Origin of the sequence: Wolbachia endosymbiont of Glossina morsitans morsitans (assembly GCF_000689175.1) — a bacterium.
Lineage (GTDB): Bacteria > Pseudomonadota > Alphaproteobacteria > Rickettsiales > Anaplasmataceae > Wolbachia > Wolbachia pipientis.
In genome coordinates this window covers 1-672 of the sequence record NZ_AWUH01000096.1, presented here as the reverse complement: position 1 = coordinate 672, position 672 = coordinate 1, and the positions used below count along the sequence as shown (strand labels likewise).

Below are 672 nucleotides of genomic sequence, written 5' to 3'. Positions count from 1 at the left end.
TTGAAGAATCAGATTTTATACCAATTATTGCACCAATTGGTCATGGAAAAGATGGGGAAACGTATCATATTGATGCCGATAGCACTGCAAGCACAATTGCAATTGCAGTTTCTGCATCTAAAATGATAATCTTGAGTGACACAGATGAAGAAATAGATAAAATTGGTGGCAGGAAGATATCTGTTAAAAATTTAAATGCATCGATTGATTGTGGGAAAATTAAAGGGGAAAAATTTATTGAAAGGCTTATGGCATACGTTAAAATGGCGGAGGAATGTGCTGGAGTTGTTCACATAGTTGATGGTAGAATACCTAACATTATGCTTGATTTATTTACTGAGAATAATTCAAGCATATCGATTGTGAGTGATTTATAGCTATACTGCTTACAACTACACGAATACCAAGAGGGTGTCATTCAAGTAGCTGACACTGGAATGACAGCAATCTACGTCGTACCGCGATTCATTCGCGGTATCTCTAGATCCCGCTAACAAGTAGCGGGATGACGGTTGTCAGGGTGTCATCCCAGCGCCCTTATGATGTCATCCCAGTGCCCAGACACTGGGATCCAGAAGACTTAATTTCAACCAAGTGGCTGCATAATAAGGACTAGATTCCAGACTGGAATAACATCATAGGGGCACTGGGATGACAAAAAAAGGAGCACTG

At 40.0% G+C, this 672-nt stretch carries 1 protein-coding gene; it reads left to right on the top strand.

The genetic code is table 11. The features are described from left to right. Nucleotides 1-377 (top strand): amino acid kinase family protein (locus WGMM_RS02205; RefSeq protein WP_038249433.1); only part of this gene is annotated, 377 nt, incomplete at its 5' end. Nucleotides 378-672: the final 295 nt, after the last annotated feature.